15 protein-coding genes and 2 rRNA genes (1 of these 17 running past the window's edge) are annotated in these 19,845 nt (G+C 61.8%); 4 read left to right on the top strand and 13 right to left on the bottom strand.

The window, feature by feature from the left end; all coding sequences use genetic code 11:
* Window position 1: 1 nt before the first annotated feature.
* Window positions 2–460 carry an SRPBCC family protein gene (locus Q1W70_RS18780; protein ID WP_302097743.1) on the bottom strand — a complete coding sequence of 153 codons (459 nt, stop codon included), beginning with the start codon at window positions 458–460 and terminating at the stop codon, window positions 2–4.
* Between the two features lie 172 nt (window positions 461–632).
* Between Q1W70_RS18780 and Q1W70_RS18775 the strand changes: the two genes are divergently transcribed.
* Both Q1W70_RS18775 and Q1W70_RS18770 read left to right on the top strand, forming a co-directional pair.
* Window positions 633–1,049: a GFA family protein gene (locus tag Q1W70_RS18775; protein WP_166592505.1), complete on the top strand. Its 417-nt coding sequence runs from the start codon at window positions 633–635 to the stop codon at window positions 1,047–1,049.
* Between the two features lie 55 nt (window positions 1,050–1,104).
* Window positions 1,105–1,503: a lysozyme inhibitor LprI family protein gene (locus tag Q1W70_RS18770; RefSeq protein WP_302097742.1), complete on the top strand. Its 399-nt coding sequence runs from the start codon at window positions 1,105–1,107 to the stop codon at window positions 1,501–1,503.
* 91 nt (window positions 1,504–1,594) lie between these two features.
* Here Q1W70_RS18770 and peaD read toward each other — a convergent pair whose 3' ends face one another.
* From peaD to peaA, 4 genes are all read right to left on the bottom strand, one after another.
* On the bottom strand, window positions 1,595–2,713 hold the full coding sequence (gene peaD, locus Q1W70_RS18765; protein WP_166592507.1) for a quinohemoprotein amine dehydrogenase subunit beta: 1,119 nt from the start codon (window positions 2,711–2,713) through the stop codon (window positions 1,595–1,597).
* Between the two features lie 24 nt (window positions 2,714–2,737).
* Window positions 2,738–3,061 carry a quinohemoprotein amine dehydrogenase subunit gamma gene (gene qhpC / locus Q1W70_RS18760; protein ID WP_095165620.1) on the bottom strand — a complete coding sequence of 108 codons (324 nt, stop codon included), beginning with the start codon at window positions 3,059–3,061 and terminating at the stop codon, window positions 2,738–2,740.
* A 1-nt stretch (window position 3,062) separates the two neighbouring features.
* Window positions 3,063–4,493, bottom strand: coding sequence for a quinohemoprotein amine dehydrogenase maturation protein (peaB, locus tag Q1W70_RS18755; protein WP_166592508.1), 1,431 nt, complete (start codon window positions 4,491–4,493; stop codon window positions 3,063–3,065).
* 81 nt (window positions 4,494–4,574) lie between these two features.
* Entirely contained in the window at window positions 4,575–6,155 is a 1,581-nt protein-coding gene (gene peaA / locus Q1W70_RS18750; RefSeq protein ID WP_302097739.1) for a quinohemoprotein amine dehydrogenase subunit alpha, read from the bottom strand.
* Window positions 6,156–6,470: 315 nt separating this feature from the next.
* Here peaA and Q1W70_RS18745 point away from each other — a divergent pair, with 315 nt between their 5' ends.
* Window positions 6,471–7,133, top strand: coding sequence for an HAD family hydrolase (locus Q1W70_RS18745; protein ID WP_182341487.1), 663 nt, complete (start codon window positions 6,471–6,473; stop codon window positions 7,131–7,133).
* 356 nt (window positions 7,134–7,489) lie between these two features.
* Here the strand turns inward: Q1W70_RS18745 and Q1W70_RS18740 are convergent, their stop codons facing one another.
* Window positions 7,490–7,693, bottom strand: coding sequence for a hypothetical protein (locus tag Q1W70_RS18740; RefSeq protein ID WP_166592510.1), 204 nt, complete (start codon window positions 7,691–7,693; stop codon window positions 7,490–7,492).
* A gap of 222 nt (window positions 7,694–7,915) precedes the next feature.
* On the opposite strand from Q1W70_RS18740, the gene Q1W70_RS18735 reads away from it, so the two are divergent.
* Window positions 7,916–9,406: an aldehyde dehydrogenase family protein gene (locus Q1W70_RS18735; RefSeq protein WP_302097736.1), complete on the top strand. Its 1,491-nt coding sequence runs from the start codon at window positions 7,916–7,918 to the stop codon at window positions 9,404–9,406.
* Window positions 9,407–9,502: 96 nt separating this feature from the next.
* On the opposite strand, the gene qhpG is transcribed toward Q1W70_RS18735, so the two are convergent.
* The 7 genes from qhpG to Q1W70_RS18700 all read right to left on the bottom strand — a co-directional run.
* Entirely contained in the window at window positions 9,503–10,798 is a 1,296-nt protein-coding gene (gene qhpG / locus Q1W70_RS18730; protein WP_302097734.1) for a flavin-dependent monooxygenase QhpG, read from the bottom strand.
* Entirely contained in the window at window positions 10,795–11,472 is a 678-nt protein-coding gene (gene qhpE / locus Q1W70_RS18725; RefSeq protein ID WP_185818995.1) for a subtilisin-like serine protease QhpE, read from the bottom strand. The genes qhpG and qhpE overlap by 4 nt, the downstream gene beginning before the upstream one ends.
* Complete coding sequence (locus Q1W70_RS18720; protein WP_185818994.1) at window positions 11,462–13,180, bottom strand: ABC transporter ATP-binding protein; 1,719 nt, start codon at window positions 13,178–13,180, stop codon at window positions 11,462–11,464. The genes qhpE and Q1W70_RS18720 overlap by 11 nt, the downstream gene beginning before the upstream one ends.
* The gene (locus Q1W70_RS18715) at window positions 13,180–15,084 is read right to left on the bottom strand and encodes a sigma-54-dependent Fis family transcriptional regulator (protein ID WP_265538100.1); all 1,905 of its coding nucleotides are present in this window, start codon (window positions 15,082–15,084) and stop codon (window positions 13,180–13,182) included. Before Q1W70_RS18715 ends, Q1W70_RS18720 begins: the two co-directional genes overlap by 1 nt.
* Before the next feature lie 233 nt (window positions 15,085–15,317).
* A complete protein-coding gene (mrdA, locus tag Q1W70_RS18710; RefSeq protein ID WP_302097730.1) occupies window positions 15,318–17,210 on the bottom strand; it encodes a penicillin-binding protein 2 in 1,893 nt (630 codons plus the stop codon).
* Between the two features lie 221 nt (window positions 17,211–17,431).
* A 5S ribosomal RNA gene (gene rrf, locus Q1W70_RS18705) occupies window positions 17,432–17,547 on the bottom strand.
* Window positions 17,548–17,708: 161 nt separating this feature from the next.
* A 23S ribosomal RNA gene (locus Q1W70_RS18700) occupies window positions 17,709–19,845 on the bottom strand; it runs 758 nt beyond the window's last position.

Raw genomic sequence — 19,845 nt, 5'->3', positions numbered from 1 at the left:
TTCAAGGGATGGCGAGGTAGGTCTCGATGTTGTTCATCTGCGCGTCCCAGCCGCGACTGTTCATGCGAAAGGCCTTGAGACGACGCTCTGCCGGGATCCTGTCAAACCCCGACTCGACCACGTGCAGCAAGGTGCCCCCGTCCATGTCCTCGAGCTCGAACTGTACCAAGGTCGTGGGTTCGCCAGAATAGTCGACGCCAGGGTCTACGGCATAGGGGTGCCAGCGGAAAGCGAACACCCGCTCCGGTTCGACCCGCATGACTTCGACATCCCAGACCATGTGCTCATAACCCGGGTAGGTGATCTGCCCCTGGGTCCGCGCACCGGCGACGAAACGCTTGCCCTCCAGGGCCACGCCAAACCACTGGCCAAAGGCTTCGGCATTGGCGACCACCCGCCATACCGTCGAGCGCGGCGCCTTGAGCAGGATCTTTCTTTCGATGCGATCTGATGTGTGCATTGGGCACCTCCTGTGATGAACACTAGGCGCGGACGACCGAACGAGCAATCTTGCCGTTGCATTCAACCGATACGACTCGCGGCAACGCCCATCGTTCCGAGCCCCGACAGGCCCCGGCCAACAGTGCTAATGTCGGCTTTTTACCACTCGTCAGTCCCGGGAAGGAATACCCATGCCCACACTACACGGCAGTTGCCTGTGCCAGGCCATCGCCTATGAAGTCGACAGCCTCGATATGCCGATCAGCCATTGTCATTGCCATACCTGCCGCAAGGCCCATGCGGCGCCATTCGCCTCGACGGCCGGGGTCAATCGTGAGCATTTTCGCTGGATCCGGGGCCTTGAGCTGCTGTCCAGTTTCGAGTCCTCGCCCGGCAAGCTGCGGCATTTCTGCTCGCGCTGTGGCAGCCACCTGGTGGCTGAGCGCCCGGCCCAGCCCCATGTGATCGTGCGGGTCGCGACCCTTGATGACGATCCGGGCCACAGACCCCAGGCCCATATCTGGACCTCCCACGATGTGCCGTGGGTGGCCCACCAGGGACTGGTCGAATGCGCACAATGGCAGCCACCGGCTGACACCGAGCGCTGAAGAGTTTGCCGCTGCTCTACACTCACTCAACTTTTTAGCGCCAGCGAGTTTTCCCATGCGTATCGTTTTTCTACTAAGCCTCCTGCCTTTGCTGGCCGCCACTGGCGTCCAGGCCGATGACTGCGCCAAAGCCAGCAACCAAGGTACGCTGAATGCGTGCGCGGCCACGCAATACAAACAGGCCGACGCCCAACTCAACACGCTGTACCAACAGATCAATGGTCAGTTGAAGGACAATCCCCAAGGCAAAAAACGCCTGCTGAGCGCGCAACGCGCCTGGCTGGCGTTTCGTGATGCCGAGTGCACCTTTGCGGCGTCCGGGGTCGAAGGTGGCAGCGTGTACCCGATGATCCACAACCAGTGCCTGGCGGACCTGACGCAAAAACGGGTCGAGACCTTCAAAAGCTACCTCGACTGCCAGGAAGGCGACCTGAGTTGCCCGGTGCGTTCCTGATCGCAGGATTGGCCGACGTCACCAGGCCCCTGCGCCGGCATGCCGGTGCTTAAAGGGCCATGGTGTTTTCACGTCAGGGGTTTGCCGCCCATTACCGGGTAAAGACCTGCGCCGTGGTGATCGCCATGTCGCCACCCGGCAGCTTGATGCTGCCGATCTGCTGCATGGTCTCGGGGTCGAAGATCGCCACGTCGTTGAAGGTCCCGGCCAGGTAGATCTTGCTGCCGGCCTTGTTGAAGGAAATGCAGTAGTAGGAATGGTCCAGGGTCGCCGCCTGAATCAGCTTCTTCTGCTTGATGTCGTACTTGGCCAGGCGATTGAGCACGCCGAACATCAGGTTGGGGTCCTTGGGCGAGCGCATGCCACTGAAGTAGATTTCGGTCAGCGGGCCGAAGTCGGTGGTCTCGGTCTTGCCGGTTTTCAGGTCGACGCTGAACAGGCCATACAGGTACTCGGCGGTGGCAGGGTCCTGTTTCTTATCCTTGAATTTCGCCGCGGTGTAGAGCAGCGAGAAGTCATGGCGATAGGTCTGCTGGTTCCACACGTAAAGCACGTCCGGCGCACTGTAGTTGGGGCGTTTCCAGTGTCGACTGGGGATCAGCACGTCGAACTTGCCGGTCTTGACGTTGACCTTGTAGACATCCGCACCGGCCACGTACAGGGTGCCGTCGTCGCCACTCTGCATGATGGTCAGCTGGCGTGGCGCCGGGAAGCTGCGCACCGGCTTGGCGCTGGCACCGGCGTCGGTGGCGTAGACATCCAGGCGGGGCGCCTGCACCTCGTAACGGTCGTTGAGCATCCGGGTCGGGTTGGCGATGGTGTAGAGCTCCTTGCCGTCATGGCTGACGGTAAAGGCAAACATCGAACGGGCCTTCTCCCCCGGTTGCTGGGTGATGCTGGCGTGGAACACTTGCTTGCAGCTGTCCAGCTCGATGCCATACACATCCGCGTAGTGGTTGTTGAGCACGTAGGCCGTCTTGCGATCCGGCGACAGCTGAATGGTGCCGGGCCCAAAGGCATCGGGCAGCTCGCAGGACTTGTACAGGGTGTCGGTCTGCAGGTCGATGACGTGCAGGTTGTTGGGGTAGTTGGTGGTCACCATGTATTCGTGACCGGCGTTGAGCGCCAGGTTTTCATCGGCCAGAACACTGAGCGAAACACTGCCCAGGAAGGCGAAAGCGGCCAGGCCGCAGGCTTTGGTACGAAGCATGCTGGAATCCTTCTTCTTGTCCGATTACTTGTCTTTGGGGAAGACAGTGCCGAGGTTGCGCCAGTTGTCGTTGGAGGCCTGGGCATCCTTGTTCCAGTCCGGGTAGGTGCTCATCATGTCCGGCACCTGGGCCGGCCACCAGCACGGGTCCGAGCAGCCATAGAGGTCGGCCTCCATGGGTTGGCACAACGACGACACGCCGCCAAAGGCATCGATTTCCCAACCCGGGTCGGTGGTCGAGGCACACCCGGCGACAGAACTCATGGCCACCACTTCTTCGATGCGGTTCTCGTCCGCGGCCTGATCCAGCTTCAACGCTTTGTTATTGATGGGCTTGAGATGTTTCATATCAGTGAGCCTTGCGCGGAGTGATGTAACTGCTGATGAACGCAGGGTTATGAGCCATGATCCGGGTGTAGACCTCGATGCCGAAGTCGACCCAGTCACGCATCAGTTCGCAGTAGTGATAGGTCGGGTGCGTCGGATCGCCGTATCGGGCGTAGCTTTCGTGGTAGCAGCCGCCGGAGCACAGGTTGCGGATCTGGCAGTCTTCGCAACCGGTGTTGCTGCGGTCCAGGCGCTGGGACAGGAAGTCGTTCAACTCCACCTGCTTGACCCCGCTGTGGACGTTGCCAAACGTCGGCAATGACGAACCGGTGAAGCGGTGGCACAGGTTGAGTTCGCCCTTGTGGTCGACCGCCAGCATCTTCAGCCCGGCGCCGCACGGCAGGGCTTTCTTGTGGCCCTCGTGGATGTCGGTGATCAATTGGTGCAGGTTGGAGAAGCCGATGTTGCGGTGTTCCAGCGCGGCCTCCAGGTAGCGCCGGCCGAGCCGCTTCATGCTGGCGAAGACTTCGATCAACTCCTCGCTGGACAGATTGAAGGTGCTGATGTCACCGGAGGTCACCGGGGCAAAGCCGACTTCGGCAAAACCCAGTTCGTTGAACAGGTGGTCCCAGATGGTTTCGACGTCGGTGACGCCGGTGGTCAGGGTGACGCGGGCGCCGACCGGACGGCTGTTGTAGCGCGACAGCAGCATTTCGGCCTTGCGCCGCACCACGTCATAGGTGCCCTGCCCGCCCACGGTGATGCGGTTGCGGTCGTGCACGGTCTTCGGTCCGTCGATGCTCACCGACAAGCCAAAGCGGTGGGCGTTGAGGTAGTCCACCGTCTCCTCGGTGAGCAGCGTGGCGTTGGTGGTCATGACAAATTCGACGAACTTGCCCGCCTCGGCAAAGCGTTTTTCACAATAGTCGACCATGTACTCGATCAGCTTGCGGTTGCTCAGTGGCTCGCCGCCGAAGAACACCACGGTAAACCGCTCTTCATCGGGGGATTCGCGCAGGAGCATTTCCACCGAGGCGATGGCGGTCTCGACCTCCATTTTCTTGCCGGCCGAGGGCTTGTCGAGGTCTTCCTTGTAGCAGTAGGTGCAGCTCAGGTTGCAGCCGGTGTTGACGTTGAGCACCACGGTGTTGATGGCGGTGCGCTCGACCCGTTTGGCGGCGATGTCCGGGGTCAGCGGCGAGCCGTCGCTGACCACTTCCAGGGCCATCAGCTCGCGCAGGGTTTCGTGGATTTCCTCGCCTGCGAACTGGCTGGCCAGGCGCTGGATCAACTCAGCGCTGGAGCAGCCGTGACCGCGCAGGGCATCGATGATGCTGCCGGTCAGGGCATCGCTGGCGAACAGCGAACTGCTGGGAATGTGAAACAACATGCGGTCGGCATCCACCTGCACTTCGTGCAGGTTGCGTTCGACCAGATTCAAGATAGCGCCCATGGCAAACCTCCTGTGCAAGCCCCTTTGGCGGGGCCTGCGTTCACTCCGAAAAAGTCTCTGAAAACTGCCGGTTCAGCGGCCTCACGGAATGGGTGGGTTGTTCCAGCGTTGCACGGTGACGATCAGGTGGCCTTCACCGGTCAGGGATTTTCCGGCGTCGTCGACGGCGGCGATCACCTTGAGGTTGCCGGCATTGTTGGTGGACATCTTGCGTGCCGGGTTCGGCCCGGCATCGCCCGGGGTGAATACGCCACTGTCCGCCTGCATGGTGCCGGCAAACTTGACGTCTTCGTCTTCCCTGGCGCGGTCGTCGAAGGCCTCGACCTTCCACTGCGCCGGAAACACGCCAATGCGATAGGGCTTGCCGTCCGCGCCTTTACCCCAAGCTTCGGCGTCGAAACGCCCCTGGACCTTGGGCGTCGAACCCCCGCCATCACCGATGCGCGCCACCGAGAATTCAGGCACCACCTTGACCTCGGCAATCTGCTGGTAGACCGACAGGCTCGGGCCTTTCAGGCTGCCAAGGGTCACGGCACGCACGCCCGGCTGGGCATCGGCCGCGGCCTTGAGGCGGACTTTGATCTGCTCCGGGCTCTGGCTGATGACTTCCAGCACTTGCACGCCTTTGCCGAAGTCCGGCTGGCCTTGCAGGCCGCTGCCGATCAGGGTCACTTCGGTTTCGCTGCCGGCCTTGAGGTAGCCCGGCTGCACTGCCAGCAAACGGCTGCTGCCCTGTTTGGCGGCAAGGAAGTCGAGGCCACGCTCATCATGCTCGGCTTCGAACATCCGGCCTTGCAGCTCGCTGCCTTTGGCGGCGAACACCTGGCGCATCACGACCCCGTCGACGGTCACGTTGCCGCGCCATTCATAGCCGCTGTAGAGGATCGCGCTGCCATCGCCGTTGAACGCTGTGCCGTCGGCGTATTGGCCCGTGACGCTGACCTTGAAGGTATCGTCGCCGTCGGCGCTGACGCTCATGATCCCGGCCAGCTCACCCTTGCCCGGCAGGTGACCGCTGAAGCTCCAGTCGCCCACCAGGGTCTGGGCCTTGGGCGCGGTTTGCTGCCAGGTTTTCCAGGCCGGGTTGTCCAGCGGATAGCGCTTGGCCAACAGTGGCACCATCTCTTTGCGGGCCAGGTCGAACCAGTCGCGGTCGCGAGACAGCGCCTGGTATTCCAGCGACGGCCATTGACCGAGGTGGAAGTTCACCAGGCGCTCCCACTCCTGGGCCGGGCGACGCTGCAGGGCCACCCGCGCACCGGAGTGGCAGCGGCCGCACATCTGGCTGGTCTGCTCGTCGAACTGCTCGACGGTGTTGAGCCGCCGTTCCAGGGCGTAGCGCACGCCATCGGTTTCGCTGGGCGCCAGGCCCTGGGTGTCGGCCAGGTATTTGACCAGCGTGCGGCGGTCGTCATCGCTGATCTGCAGGCCATGCATGACCTGCATCCGCGCGATGCTCATCAGCCAGCCCTCCGGGGTCTTGCGCTGGTGACTGATACGGCTCAAGGCGTTATCGGCTTCAGGGGTGTGACAGCCCTGGCAGGTTTCCTTGAGGATGGTCTGGGCGTCACGCGCGGCCATGCTTTGCGGAGCATGCAGGGCGGCACATGCGGCAAGCGCCAGCAGACTGGCGCTCATGCCTGATCGGAGTTTTCTCTTCATCAACGTCGAACCTCGCACGGTGCTTTCTTATTTTTTTGAACAGTCGTTTTTATGGTTTCTACCGCCAGCGGACACGCCGCTGACGAAGGCAAGAGAAACGTCTGCCAAGGACCAATACACGGAGCGTGCCAGCTTATGAATTGCTCAATGAATCAATGGTTTGCTGGTAAACACTTGGGGAATTCCAGTCACCACCGCGGTACCTGGCGTTTAATTTCGCGACAACTGTTGCAGGCTGAGACGAGCATAGGCGAGTGTTCCTCGTATAGGATGACCCGCTATCCGCTTAACCGCTTCAGCTACGGGAATTGCGCCATGCTCAACGCTTTGCTCTTCGACCTCGACGGCACCCTCACCGACACCGACGCGCTGCACGTGCAGGCGATGCAACAGTTGTTGCTGGAGGAAGACAACCGGGTGTTTACCAAGGCTGAATTCGAGGCCCATGTCAGCGGCCAGGCCAATGCCGCCATGTGTCGCTACCTGTTCCCGGAACGCTCGGTGGCCGAGCATGAAGCCTTTGCCGATCGCAAGGAGCAGCGTTTTCGCCAGTTGTCAGTGCACCTTACGCCGATTGCCGGGCTGGGGCGGTTGCTGGATTTTGCCCAGGCTCAGGAGATCGGCGTGGCGGTGGTGACCAATGCCCCCCGGGCCAATGCCGAGCACATGTTGCAGGCATTGGGCCTGAGCGAGCGCTTTGAGCACGTCGTGGTCGCCGAAGAACTGCCCCGCGCCAAGCCCGATCCCCTGCCCTATCTCACCGGCCTGGAGCGCTTGCAGGCCAGCGCCGAGGTGAGCCTGGCGTTCGAGGATTCGATCCCCGGCCTGACGGCAGCGGTGAAGGCCGGGATCTTTACCGTGGGCCTGGTGACCAGCCAGCGCCGTGAAACGCTGCTGGCTGCAGGGGCGCACTTGGTGATCGACGACTTCAATGATCCGCAGTTGTGGGCAGTGATTGATCGGATGGCGGGGCGATAAAACGGACTACCGGTGTAGGAGCAAGACTTGCCCGCGATGAACCTGGGACGATGAGTTGAGTCAGGCAGAGCGCCGCACGACTCGAGGTCGCCGTGCTTGGGCTTTTGATCTTGATCCACCTGCGCCGTCGGCACATTGAGCAAAGGGCGGCGAGGACTGCGTCCTCGAGCGCGGCCTCGCGGGCTCGACAGCTGCTACGGGGGATTGGGGTGTTGCCGGTAACGGGTGGTGTGGCGGGTATCGCCATCGCGGGCGAGCCCGCTCCCACAAGGGAAATTCGTACACCAGGGAAACGCAGGCCGGACGGTAGACCGAGCCTTAGGCAGCCCCCACAGATCCTCATCGACCGGAAGGCCTCAAGCAGAATTACTGTTATCGGAAGCTGCACGTTTCTTGGCATCGCAGTGGCTGAAGTAGCCCAGGATCACCCATACCGAGGCGGTGCTGCTGACGACTGCGGCATGCTCGGCGCCGGTCAACAGCATCACGCCCCACACACCGAACAACACGGCCCCGGCCAGCATCAAGTGCTTGCCCTTGATCCTTGAGCGCCATTTCATGATCTCTTCCTTGAAATTTGTAAGCTCGCAAGTCTAACGAATAGCTCATCGCCACTCGATAACCCGTCTCAGAGGTGCGTCTCAAAAATTGTCGCAATCTGCGACATCTGCACGCGCGAAAGCCCAGCCCTTTCGCCGTAAGGGCCTCTGGATACGGGCCCCGGGCAAACTGGCACAAGGGTTGCGATCAGCCTCGGCACACGAACCAGACGAGGCACCATCATGTCGCTCCCCACTCCGCTTCCCGCCGTTTCGGCGTTCATCCAGCGCGCCCCGCGCATGTTGATCGGCGCCGAATGGGTCGAGGCCGCCGACGGCCAGACCATGCCCCTGCACAACCCGGCCACGGGCGAGGTGCTGTGCGTCGTGCCCAGGGCCACCCCGGACGATGTCGACCGGGCGGTACTCGCCGCCCGCCAGGCGTTTGATGATTCGGCCTGGACCCGCACCCGCCCGCGCGAACGGCAGAACCTGCTGTGGAAGCTCGCCGAGCTGATGGAGCGCGACGCCCAGGTGCTGGCGCAACTGGAATGCCTGAACAACGGCAAGAGTGCCGCGGTGGCCCAGGTCATGGACGTGCAGTTGTCCATCGACTTCCTGCGCTACATGGCCGGCTGGGCGACCAAGATCGAGGGTTCCAGCGTGGAAGTCTCGCTGCCCTTGATGCCCGAAGATCAGTTCCACAGTTTCATCCGGCGTGAAGCGGTGGGTGTGGTGGGCGCCATCGTCGCCTGGAACTTCCCGCTGCTGCTGGCCTGCTGGAAACTCGGCCCGGCCCTGGCCACCGGCTGCACCGTGGTGCTGAAACCCGCCGACGAAACCCCGCTGAGCGCACTCAAACTCGCCGAACTGGTACTCGAAGCCGGTTACCCCAGCGGGGTGTTCAACGTGGTCACCGGCACCGGCATCACCGCCGGCTCCGCCCTGACCCACAACCCACGGGTGGATAAGCTGACCTTCACCGGCTCCACCGCGGTGGGCAAGCAGATCGGCAAGATCGCCATGGATTCCATGACCCGGGTGACCCTGGAGCTGGGCGGCAAATCACCGACCATTGTCATGGCCGACGCCGATCTGTCGAGTGCCGCTGCGGGCGCCGCCAGTGCGATTTTCTTCAACCAGGGCCAGGTCTGCTGCGCCGGTTCCAGGCTCTATGTACAGCGCAAGCATTTCGACAATGTGGTGGCCGACATCGCCGGGATTGCCAATGCGATGAAGCTGGGCAATGGCCTGGACCCGAGTGTCGAGATGGGCCCGCTGATTTCCGCGCGGCAACAGCAGCGCGTCAGCAACTACATCGAGATGGGCCGGGAAAGCGGAGCGACCATTGCCTGTGGCGGCGAGCAGTTCGGACCCGGTTTTTTCGTCAAGCCGACGGTGATTGTCGACGTCGACCAGCAACACTCGCTGGTCCAGGAGGAGATCTTCGGGCCGGTGCTGGTGGCCATTCCGTTCGATGACGAAGCCGAGGTGTTGCGCATGGCCAATGACAGTCCTTATGGCCTGGGGGCGAGCATCTGGTCCAACGACCTGGCGGCGGTGCATCGGATGATTCCGCGGATCAAGTCCGGCTCGGTCTGGGTCAATTGCCACAGCGCCCTCGACCCGGCGCTGCCTTTTGGTGGCTACAAGATGTCCGGTGTGGGTCGGGAGATGGGGTATGCGGCGATCGAGCATTACACCGAGTTGAAGTCGGTGTTGATCAAGCTGTAGCGCTATCGCGAGCAAGCTCCCACAGGGGATGTGTGATCGATCCCCCTTGTGGGTGCCTGCCTGCTGGCGAAAAGGCTCGTCCAGTCAGCACCAATCTCAGGGCTGGTAGCCTTGCGCCAATAACCAGCGCCTGACCATCGTCCCCTGCTCTGCCGTCAGCTCCGCCAACGCCTGTGCCGCCGGCTGACTCGCCAATCGCCGCAGCAACGGCGCCAGTTCCACGCCGTGCACGTGCCAGATCCCCAATGGCTGGTCCGCTGTGATCACCACTTCGGCCTCATCGACAAAACCGTCCTTGAGCACCGGTGCCCGTTCAATCCGCAGCGCGGAAAAATCTGCTTCGGCGTGTGCCACGAAGGTGTCCGGCCACTGCCGGCGAGCCTGCCAGAATGGCTGCTGGGGCCAGCGCTGTTCGTCGGCATAAAAGTCCCGGCCGATGCGTGCAAACCTGAGGAACAATTGTTCCACCCGCCTCTGGTGAAAACCCTGGGCCAGGGCCGCCCGCTCGGGTTTGCGCAGCAGGGTGTTGATCACTACCGGGGCCTGCAGGGCCGATGACAGGGACTGGAAAATACCGTTACCGGACAACGGGTCGACGGCCATCGCCGCATCACCGACCCGGATCCAGTTGTCGCCACACACCTGCGAGGACAATATCGCGGTGCTGCTGCGAGCATGCAGTTGCAGGTCGAGTTGCACTGTGTCGGCAAAAAACGCCCGGGCCAGGGCCGAAGCCGCGCGCTGCTGGCGACAGTAGTCGAGCAACAGGGCCTTGGCCGGCAAGGTGGCACTGGCCACGTCCACGGTCCATTGCCAGTAACACTGACCGTCGGCCCGCCGGGCCATCCATGCCCAGCCTTGCTCCAGGCTTTCCACCGCGCTGGCGGTGCTGCCCGGGGCCCCCTGCCAGCGATTGAGGAGGCTGACCGTCGCTGGTCCGCGCAAGCCTTTACCGAGAGCCGGGGCCTGGCGCCCGCGAGCCTCGATGAGGAAATCCGCCTGTAGCGGTTCGCGCCCCTGGATCTCGATCCTATGTCCCGTTGCGCTCGACTGAACGTTCAGCACCCGGCCTTCGATCACCTCGACGCCCGCCCGGCGCAAGTCCTCGCGCAAGCCGCGGTCAAAGCTCGGGCGATCCAGCAGGTACTCGATGTTCTGCGCATGCTGCTGACCGTTCCAGGACACCTGTCGCTGGGACGCCAAGGCCCCCTGCGCCAGCGCCTGTTCCAGCCCGGCGCCACGCAAGGCTTCCAGCACCCGCAGGGAAACGCCTTCCAGTGCTGAAAATCGCCGCCACTCGCTGACCAGCGTCACCGGATAACCCAGCCGGCGCAGGCCCAGCGCAGTGGCCGCGCCGGCCGGTCCGGCCCCGAGGATCACGAGTGTTTTCATGGGCCGCTACGCCGTTCAGGGCCACGGTAGTGGGCGTTGTCCCGCAACCACTGGATGACCTGCCCATTGCTGGCCTGGGGGTGGGCCAGCAGGAACGCGGTTATGTGCCCGCTCAACGCCGCACAGCCGAGGCTGGCGCCGGACTGGCCCGGGGAGGTGCCCTGCACGCAGGCGGCGAAATCCGCCTGGGCACTGTTGAGCCACGACCACTGTGGTTCGGCGCAACGGGCATCGCCGGTCACCCGCAGCACCTGTGGATAATTGGCTGGAAACACCCCCGCGCCCTGCGCCGGACTGGAAGCACACAGCAATACGCCGCGGGCCACCGCCGCCGCGCAGGCTTGGCGCAGCAGGCTGCGGTCCTGGCGCAGGCCAAGGCTCAGGTTGATCAGGCGAACGTCCTGCGCCACCAGCCAGTCGATCGCGGTGGCGATCTGCAAGGCGCTGGTGACCCCGCGCCGATCAAACACCTGGGCCACGCAAAAGCGCGCGGTGGGCGCGCGCCGGCTGATGGCCTCGAGCACCGCGCTGCCATGGCCCAGCGGATCGTCGCACAGCGCGCCTTCGGCCAGCCCATCGTCCAGCAGGGAGAAGCGTCGCCCCACGACCACTTGCTGGCGTTGCGCCGTCGAGTGGCCGCTGTCGACCACGCCGATCAGTAGCTCAGGCTTCATGCAGCACCGTTTTTGCAATGAGCAGGCCGTCGAGCAGTTCAAAGCGCAAATCGGCATCGGCCAGGGTCGAGGGACGGTGGCTGATCAGGATCCGCGTGCGCCCGGCAAACAGTCGGTCGATGGCTTCGATGACGTCGCGCTCGGTGGTTTCATCCACCGCCGAGGTGGCTTCGTCCAGCACCAGGATCAAGGGGTCCTGTAACAACGCCCGCGCTATGGCGATCCGCTGTTTCTGCCCCCCCGAGAGCTGCTGGCCGCGCTCGCCCAGAGGGCTGTCGAGGCCTTCGGGCAACGACTCGATCAGGCTTTCGAGTTGCGCCAGGCGCGCCACTTCGGCAATCGCCTCGCGGCTGGCGTCTGGCATCGCGTAGGCCAGGTTGTCAGCCAGGCTGCCGCGAAACAGCACGATGTCCTGGCTGACCACGGCAATCCGCCGGCGCAATTGGAACAAGTCCAGCTCCCGCAGATCGACCTCCCCCAGCAATACTCGACCGGACTGCGGATCGTGATGGCGTTGCAGCAGGTCGATCAGGGTCGACTTGCCGACACCGGAGCCGCCGCTCAAGGCGACCTTCAGGCCGTAGGGAATGCGCGCCTCGATGCCGCGCAAGGTGCTCGGGCGTCCGGGGTGGCTGAAGTGCACGTTGTCGAAACGCAGCTCACCGCAGGTGGGCATCGGTTGTGGTGTGAGCGGGGTCAGCACGCTCGGTGTTTCGCCCCGCAGCTCCATCACCCGGCCGAGGCTGACGGTCATGCGCTGGATCGCCACGTACAGGCCCAGCAGGCTTTGGACTGGTCCCACGGCCATGCCCAGGTAGGTGGAAAAGGCGATGAGTGCACCCAACTGCCAAGTGCCCTGCACCACCCAGTAGCCACCGATCAGGAACGCACAGGCCCGCGACAGAGAGGTCAAGGTGCCTGGTACCGCCTGGGTGAAGAACTCGGTGACCTGCAGGCGCAGCAACTGGCTCATGTAGCCCTGGCCCAGGGATTCCAGGCGTCGCGCTTCGCGTTGTTGCTGGCCGGCGGACTGGATGAATTTCATCACCGGCAGGGTCTCGACCATGAACGAGGACATGTCCGCCGAGCGCTCGCGCAACTGCCGCACATCCCGTTCAACCTTGCGCCGCATCCAGCGCAACCAGAGCACATCGAGGGGAATCAGGATCAACGCGAGCAACGACAGTTTCCACGACAGGGTCAGCAGCATGGCCACCGCGCAGACCAGGCCGATCACGCTGGATACCGCCGAGAACAGCGAGTCCACGGCAAAGCGCTGGATCTCCGCCACGTCGCCATCCAGGCGCGACATCAGGTCGCCGATCCGCCGTTGTCCGTAGAATCCCGGCGACAGGGTTTGCAGGTGGCGGTACAGGTCGTCACGCAGGGCGAACAGGATCCGCCCCGAGAGCCGGGTGTGCAGGTAACGGTTGATCCCCGACAGCGCCGTGCCAAGCAACCCCGCGCCAATCATCAGCACGGCGATCAATACCAGCATGGAGAAGTCGCGGGCCAGCAAGCCGTCGTCGATCAGCAGCTTGGTCAGCCACGGCTGCACCAGGACCAACAGCGAGGCGCACACTGACAAGCCCAGCAACCCAGCGATCGCCAACCGGTGCGGACGCACGAAGCTGTACAGCCAGGCCAGCGCGGCCTCCAGCGCCTGGGGGTTGGGGCTGTCGACCAGCCTGACCATCAAGCGCCGCATCAACTGCGCAACTGTTTGAGCTTGCGGTACAGGGTCGCGCGACTGATGCCCAGGGCGTCGGCGGCAGCCGAGACGTTGCCTTGGTGGCTGTCCAGGGACTGGCGAATCAGCTCCAGTTCGTTCTCGCGGATGCTGCCGGCCTGCGGGCGTTCGCAGGCGTTCAATTCGTCGAGCATGCTGTCGGGCAGGTGATCCAGGGTCAGTACGTTGTCCCCCGACTCGCGCATGGCCAACGCGGTGCGCAGGACCATTTCCAGTTGGCGGATGTTGCCCGGCCAGTGGTAACCACCGAGCAGGCGGTTCAAGTCGTCATGCAGGACTACGGCCGGGGCGTCCAGCTTGACCAGCAGACGCGCGACCAGAGCGCTGAAATCCTCGCGCTCACGCAAGGCCGGAAGCATCACGCTGATGCCGTTGACCCGGTAAAACAGGTCTTCGCGAAACAGTTTGTCTTCCACCAGGCGCTTGAGGTCGCGGTGGGTGGCGCAGATCAGCGCGACGTCGATGTCCTGTTCTTCACCGGCCCCCAGCGGCGCCACCTTGCGATCCTGCAGCACTCGCAACAGGCGGGCCTGCAGGGCCAGGGGCATGTCGCCGATTTCATCGAGAAACAGGGTGCCGCCATGGGCCTGCTGCAGGCGCCCGATCATGCCGCCGCGCCGCGAGCCGGTGAACGCGCCTTCGCGGTAGCCGAACAGTTCCGACTCGATCAGGCCTTCGGGGATCGCGGCGCAGTTCACTGCTACGAACGGTTTGTCACAACGGGCGCCGGCCAGGTGCAGGGCACGGGCGATGACTTCTTTGCCGGTGCCGGTTTCCCCCAGCAGCAACACCGGCAGTTCATTGGCCAGGCCCTGACGGGCCATGCGCAAAGCGCGGGCATAACGCGCATTGTTGCCGGCCAGGGCTTCGAGGTCCACGGGCGCCTTGAGCGGTTTTGCGCTGCTGCGCGGCGGTGTGCTGAGGTTGATGGAGCGCTGGGGCGCGCGCAGGGTTTTGTAGAAGAACTCGCCCTTGGCCGTTTGCAGGCTGCCGACCCCGCCTTGCTGCAGACGCGCCAGCAGTTGCAGGCCGTCGACTCCGAGAAACTCTTCGCAGCGGCGTCCGACCAGGGCCGAACGCTCAGCGTGCAGCAACTGGCAGGCCTGGCCGCTGACCGCGAGGATCTGCCCGCCCAGACTCACGGCCAGCAGGCCTTGCCAGGGGGATTCGAGGTATTGCCGGCGATTGTGGAACGCCAGGACGATTTCATCCGGATAACTGGCGTTGAACACCCGGCTTTCGATCTGGCTGACGGCCATGGCCAGTAACGCGCTGCTGTCGTGGGCGCGGCCCAGCGGGCCTTCGCGGGTGAGGTCGAGCACCCCGAGGATGTCGCCGTGGGGGCATCGGATGGGGACGGAGGTGCAAGAGAAATCGCTCAGGCGATCGAGGTAGTGTTCGCCGCAATCGATCAGCGTCGGTCGCGCTTCCACCAGGGCGGTGCCCAGCGCGTTGGTGCCGCGAACGGCTTCGCTCCAGCAGGCGCCGAGGGTGATGTCCTGCAGTCCGCTGCCTTTGAGGCGATCGGCACGGCCTTCGACCGCCAGGATGGTGGCGTCGGAGTTGGCGAGGATGATCAGCCCTTCCTTGCCCTGGCGTTCGGCCAGGTAGTCGATGGCGGGCAGGGCGGCGTCGATCAGCAGTCGATTGCTGGCCAACAGCACGTCCAGGCTCGCGCTCGATTCCAGCGCCAGTTCATGCTTGCCGTTGAAGTGCACGCCGTGGCTGAGGCTGCGTCGCCATGAAGCATCGATTTCCGCGCGCAACACGCCGTCGGGGACTTCGCCTTCAAGGTGCAGTTTTTCCCGGGCGAGCCGGGCTTCGTGTGGCAGCTTTGGGGTTGTTGTTTTTATAAGGCTCATCAAGCGCTCCGGATCGGTCCGCCCAGTACCTCGCCGGGCCATGTCCATACTCGCGACGAAGCACGCGAGTCATGGCCAAATGTCTACACCCGGTTCAGATGGCAGTAAAGGGAAGTTTGCCCGATGACTCGGACAGCACTTTCCTCAAGCAAAACCTGCGCCATGGACAATCGGCGTCGCCTTCTATGTTTACGTTAACGTCAAGCACCTGGCAAGCCCCAAGCAGGCGAACTTCATACCTGAGGATCGCCGTGAGCCTTGCTCGGGCTGGCGTACTGTGGCTTCAGGTGGCCGTCGTTGTCCAGCAGCCAGGCATCCATGATCTGCCGCACCACGGGACCGGCGACACGACCGCCGGCCTCGCCGTTTTCGATCATCACCGAGATCACGATTTTCGGGTGTTCGGCTGGGGCAAAACCGACGAACAAGGCGTTGTCGCGGTTACGCTCCAGGGTTTTCGCCCGGTTGTAACGTTCGCCTTGCTTGATCGCCACCACTTGGGCGGTACCACTCTTGCCGGCGATGCGGTACTGGGCACCCGCCGCTGCAGCGCGGGCAATGCCGCGCGCATCGTGCATGACCATCTGCATGCCGTGGTTGACCTGCTCCCAGTCGCGTGGGTCTTTCAACAGGATGTTGGGCATTGGGTGCTCATCCACTGGCGCGATGCCGTCGACGCTCCTGGCCAGATGCGGACGGTTCCACACGCCCTTGTTGGCAATCAGTGCCGTGGCCTGGGCGAGCTGCAAGGGGGTGACTTGCATGTATCCCTGGCCGATGCCGAGGATCACGGTCTCTCCCGGGAACCAGGCCTGGCGGCGCGTGGCGCGTTTCCAAGCGGGCGATGGCATCAGGCCGGCGGACTCTTCGAACATGTCCAATGAGACTTTTTCGCCGAGGCCGAACATGGCCATGTAGTCGTGCAGGCGGTCGATGCCCAGCTTGTGCGCCAGGTCGTAGAAGTAGGTGTCGTTGGAGCGCATGATCGCCGCGTCCATGTCGACCCAGCCGTCACCACTGTGGTACCAGTTGCGGTACTTGTGGTCGAAGTCGGGCAATTGGTAGTAACCCGGATCGAAGACCCGGGTCTGTGGCGTCACGACCCCGGTGTCCAGGCCGGCGATCGCCACCTCTGGCTTGATGGTCGAGCCCGGCGCATACAGGCCGCGCAGCACGCGGTTGAACAGCGGGCGGTCGATGGAATCGTGCAGTGCGGCGTATTGTTTGAAGCTGATGCCGGTGACAAACAGGTTGGGGTCGAAACTCGGTTTGCTGACCATGGCCAGCACCTCGCCGCTGGCCGGGTCGAGGGCGACCACCGAACCGCGCCGATCCCCCAGTGCGGCTTCGGCCGCCTCTTGCAGTTTGACGTCGAGGCTGAGGATGATGTTTTTCCCGGGAATCGGGTCGGTGTGCTTGAGCACCCGTAGCACACGACCCTGGGCGTTGGTCTCGACCTCTTCGTAACCGACGTGACCGTGCAACTCGGACTCGTAGAATTTCTCGATGCCGGTCTTGCCGACCGACTGGGTGCCGCGATACTCCACCGAGTCCAGGGTCTTGGATTCTTTCTCGTTGATCCGCCCGACATAACCGATGGAGTGGGCAAAGTGCGCGCCCAGCGGATAGTTGCGCACGAACTGCGGCTCGACATCGATGCCAGGCAAACGGAACTCATTGACGGCGAGGATTGCGATTTGCTCTTCGCTCAACTCGTAGAACAATGTCACGGGGACAAAAGGATGGCGTATCTGTTTCAGTGCCTTGTCAAACAGCGCGCGGTCCTCACCAGGCAGGTGCAGCAGGCTGATGAGGGTATCCAACTCGCCCTTCACATCGGTGGCGCGCTCACGGGTAAGCGTGAGGTTGTAGCTGGGGCGGTTATCGGCCAGCAGCACGCCGTTGCGGTCGTAGATCAGGCCACGCGTCGGGGTGATGGGGAGCACGTGCACCCGGTTGTTTTCGGAGATGGTCGAGTGGTAGTCAAATTCGACGACTTGCAGGATGTACAAGCGCACCACCAAGGCACAGGTGATGGCCGCCACGAGCAGCGCGCAGGCCATTAGTCGCTTGTTGACCAGGCGATTTTCTTTCTCGTGGTCCTTGATGGGGATGGGCTCAGGCATTTCTACGGCAACTCTTTGACTGGATTAACCGCCGGTCCCTGGGCGTGTCCTCAGTCCCTTGAAAAATGAGCTGCACCTTACCAAAACCCTGGGTCCCCTTCAGGGTTAATCCACACAATGGCGGCCCTGGAGCATGAAAGTTATGTCAGGTTGGCGCCGGACTTTCTCGCGCGCAAAAACAAAACCCCAACTGCTTTCGCAATTGGGGTTTTGGAATTTAATCTTGACGATGACCTACTCTCACATGGGGAAACCCCACACTACCATCGGCGATGCATCGTTTCACTGCTGAGTTCGGGATGGGATCAGGTGGTTCCAATGCTCTATGGTCGTCAAGAAATTCGGGTACTGAGTCGTGGCCAGCTGGCCTCGCTTCAGCAAATTGGGTATGTGATAGCTTTCGGTGTTTTGTGAGTTTCTCGAACTTTCGGTTCGTTTCGTCTTCACACACCGCAATCAGATGCCTCTTTCGAAGTCACAAGATTGCTTGGGTGTTATATGGTCAAGCCTCACGGGCAATTAGTATTGGTTAGCTCAACGCCTCACAGCGCTTACACACCCAACCTATCAACGTCGTAGTCTTCGACGGCCCTTCAGGGAACTCAAGGTTCCAGTGAGATCTCATCTTGAGGCTAGTTTCCCGCTTAGATGCTTTCAGCGGTTATCTATTCCGAACATAGCTACCCGGCAATGCCACTGGCGTGACAACCGGAACACCAGAGGTTCGTCCACTCCGGTCCTCTCGTACTAGGAGCAGCCCCTCTCAAATCTCAAACGTCCACGGCAGATAGGGACCGAACTGTCTCACGACGTTCTAAACCCAGCTCGCGTACCACTTTAAATGGCGAACAGCCATACCCTTGGGACCGGCTTCAGCCCCAGGATGTGATGAGCCGACATCGAGGTGCCAAACACCGCCGTCGATATGAACTCTTGGGCGGTATCAGCCTGTTATCCCCGGAGTACCTTTTATCCGTTGAGCGATGGCCCTTCCATACAGAACCACCGGATCACTAAGACCTACTTTCGTACCTGCTCGACGTGTCTGTCTCGCAGTCAAGCGCGCTTTTGCCTTTATACTCTACGACCGATTTCCGACCGGTCTGAGCGCACCTTCGTACTCCTCCGTTACTCTTTAGGAGGAGACCGCCCCAGTCAAACTACCCACCATACACTGTCCTCGATCCGGATAACGGACCTGAGTTAGAACCTCAAAGTTGCCAGGGTGGTATTTCAAGGTTGGCTCCACGCAGACTGGCGTCCACGCTTCAAAGCCTCCCACCTATCCTACACAAGCAAATTCAAAGTCCAGTGCAAAGCTATAGTAAAGGTTCACGGGGTCTTTCCGTCTAGCCGCGGATACACTGCATCTTCACAGCGATTTCAATTTCACTGAGTCTCGGGTGGAGACAGCGCCGCCATCGTTACGCCATTCGTGCAGGTCGGAACTTACCCGACAAGGAATTTCGCTACCTTAGGACCGTTATAGTTACGGCCGCCGTTTACCGGGGCTTCGATCAAGAGCTTCGCGTTAGCTAACCCCATCAATTAACCTTCCGGCACCGGGCAGGCGTCACACCCTATACGTCCACTTTCGTGTTTGCAGAGTGCTGTGTTTTTAATAAACAGTCGCAGCGGCCTGGTATCTTCGACCGGCGTGGGCTTACGGAGCAAGTCCTTCACCCTCACCGGCGCACCTTCTCCCGAAGTTACGGTGCCATTTTGCCTAGTTCCTTCACCCGAGTTCTCTCAAGCGCCTTGGTATTCTCTACCCAACCACCTGTGTCGGTTTGGGGTACGGTTCCTGGTTACCTGAAGCTTAGAAGCTTTTCTTGGAAGCATGGCATCAACCACTTCGTGTTCTAAAAGAACACTCGTCATCAGCTGCTCGGCCTTAAGATCCCGGATTTACCTAAGATCTCAGCCTACCACCTTAAACTTGGACAACCAACGCCAAGCTGGCCTAGCCTTCTCCGTCCCTCCATCGCAATAACCAGAAGTACAGGAATATTAACCTGTTTTCCATCGACTACGCTTTTCAGCCTCGCCTTAGGGACCGACTAACCCTGCGTCGATTAACGTTGCGCAGGAAACCTTGGTCTTTCGGCGTGGGTGTTTTTCACACCCATTGTCGTTACTCATGTCAGCATTCGCACTTCTGATACCTCCAGCAAGCTTCTCAACTCACCTTCACAGGCTTACAGAACGCTCCTCTACCGCATCATCCTAAGATGATACCCGTAGCTTCGGTGTATGGTTTGAGCCCCGTTACATCTTCCGCGCAGGCCGACTCGACTAGTGAGCTATTACGCTTTCTTTAAAGGGTGGCTGCTTCTAAGCCAACCTCCTAGCTGTCTAAGCCTTCCCACATCGTTTCCCACTTAACCATAACTTTGGGACCTTAGCTGACGGTCTGGGTTGTTTCCCTTTTCACGACGGACGTTAGCACCCGCCGTGTGTCTCCCATGCTCGGCACTTGTAGGTATTCGGAGTTTGCATCGGTTTGGTAAGTCGGGATGACCCCCTAGCCGAAACAGTGCTCTACCCCCTACAGTGATACATGAGGCGCTACCTAAATAGCTTTCGAGGAGAACCAGCTATCTCCGAGCTTGATTAGCCTTTCACTCCGATCCAC

This window comes from Pseudomonas kielensis (genome assembly GCF_030505375.1).
In the GTDB taxonomy this organism is placed as follows: Bacteria; Pseudomonadota; Gammaproteobacteria; order Pseudomonadales; family Pseudomonadaceae; genus Aquipseudomonas; species Aquipseudomonas kielensis.
Note: the sequence above shows the minus strand (reverse complement) of the source record. Positions and strands in the feature narration are given on the sequence as shown.